Genomic DNA, 1,647 nt, shown 5'->3' on the forward strand with positions numbered 1-1,647 from the left:
GCCACGTAGAGCGGGCAGGGGTCGGCCTCCGGCGGGGTGCACTTGACCAGGAAGTCGGTGTTCCCCTGCATGATCATCCTGTCGGCGATGGGATCCTTCACGGTGCCGAAAGAGGCCCGCTCCACCCCGTGGTTGATCAGTGCCCAGGCGTCCTTGGCGTAGTACGTCTCGTCGAACATGACCGCGTTCGGCCGCCCGAGGCCGACGAAGCGCAGGATCCCCCCGAAGGCCGCGACCAGCAACGGCCCCAGCCAGCCCCAGGCGGCATTTCCCGACATGGGCGGCAAGAGACGATCCCGTGTTGATCCCATTCAGGGAATTATGGTGAAAAGTCAGCCTCGATGGACAGCTTGATAAAGATCCCGTTTGGGGATTCCCGCCGCCTTCGCCACATCCACGATCGCCTGCTTCCTCGGCACCCCCGTCTCCTCGCGGCGCGCGACCTCGTCCACCAGGTCCTCGATCACCGGCGGCAGGGCCTGCCCGGCGTACCCGGCGACCACGATGGTGATCTCCCCCTTGACGCCCCCGGCCGCCCACTCGGCCAGCTCGCCGAGACCGCCCCGCCGTACCTCCTCGTAGGTCTTGGTGAGCTCGCGGCAGACCGCCGCCCGGCGGTCGGCGCCGAACGCCTCCGCCATCGCCGCCAGCGCGGCACCGAGCCGGTGCGGCGCCTCGAAGAACACCATCGTGCGCTCCTCCTCCGCGAGGGCCGAGAGCCTGCGGGAGCGCTCACCGGACTTGCGCGGCGGGAAGCCCTCGAAACAGAACCGGTCGCTGGGCAGCCCCGAGACGGCCAGCGCCGTGGTCACCGCCGACGGCCCCGGCAGCGAGGTGACCGCGATCCCGGCCTCGACCGCCAGGTGGGTCAGCCGGTAGCCGGGGTCGGAGACGCCCGGCATGCCGGCGTCGGTGATGACCAGCACCGTCTTGCCGTCCTGGAGCGCGCCGAGGAGCTCGGCGGCCCGTCCTGCCTCGTTGGCGTCGTAGTAGGAGACGACCCGGCCGCCGATCTCGGCGCCCAGTTCCCCGGCCAGGCGCCGCAGCCGCCGGGTGTCCTCCGCCGCGACCACGTCCGCGCTCTCCAGCGCCAGCCTCAGCCGGGGTGAGGCGTCGCCCGCCTGCCCGATCGGAGCCCCTGCCAGCACAAGCCTGCCGTTGTCCGTCACCGCTCCATCCTCCCGCATTTCGGATGGCCCCCCGGCGCGGGGAGAAGTTAACCATTTAGTCCTGTAGTGAGGTGTTTCCTGGGCTAGCTACGGTAAGGGGACCGTACGATGTCCGGGTGGCCGTGACCGACTTCCCCAGCCAGGCGTCAGAGCAGCCGGAGCCCCAGCCCGACGGCGGGCCCTCGGGTTCCGCTCGTGACCGTCTGGTGCCGCCGATGCCGGGTAACCCCCTGTGGGGCTGGCTGGGCCCGCTGCTGGTCACGGTGTTCGGGGCGATCCTGCGCTTCACCAACCTCGGGCGGCCGAACGCGGTCATGTTCGACGAGACGTACTACGCCAAGGACGCCTGGGCACTGATCAACTTCGGTGCCGAGCACAACGTCGTCAAGGACGCCGACAAGATCCTGATGCGGGGCGGCACCGAGATCTGGCAGCAGTGCGCGCCCGCGGAGGTCGACAAGTGCGCCTCCTACGTGGT

Annotated in this window: 1 protein-coding gene and 2 pseudogenes; 1 reads left to right on the forward strand and 2 read right to left on the reverse strand. The window is 70.0% G+C overall.

Annotation, left to right across the window (positions count from 1 at the left end; translation table 11 throughout):
- Positions 1 to 278: pseudogene (locus ACWD3H_RS47615) on the reverse strand (phospholipid carrier-dependent glycosyltransferase); the annotation flags it as partial.
- Positions 279 to 332: 54 nt separating this feature from the next.
- On the reverse strand, positions 333 to 1,187 hold the full coding sequence (gene rsmI / locus ACWD3H_RS47620; RefSeq protein WP_350966494.1) for a 16S rRNA (cytidine(1402)-2'-O)-methyltransferase: 855 nt from the start codon (positions 1,185 to 1,187) through the stop codon (positions 333 to 335).
- Positions 1,188 to 1,285: 98 nt separating this feature from the next.
- Here rsmI and ACWD3H_RS47625 point away from each other — a divergent pair.
- Positions 1,286 to 1,647: pseudogene (locus ACWD3H_RS47625) on the forward strand (phospholipid carrier-dependent glycosyltransferase); the annotation flags it as partial.

It is taken from the genome of Streptosporangium sp. NPDC002607 (genome assembly GCF_053592655.1).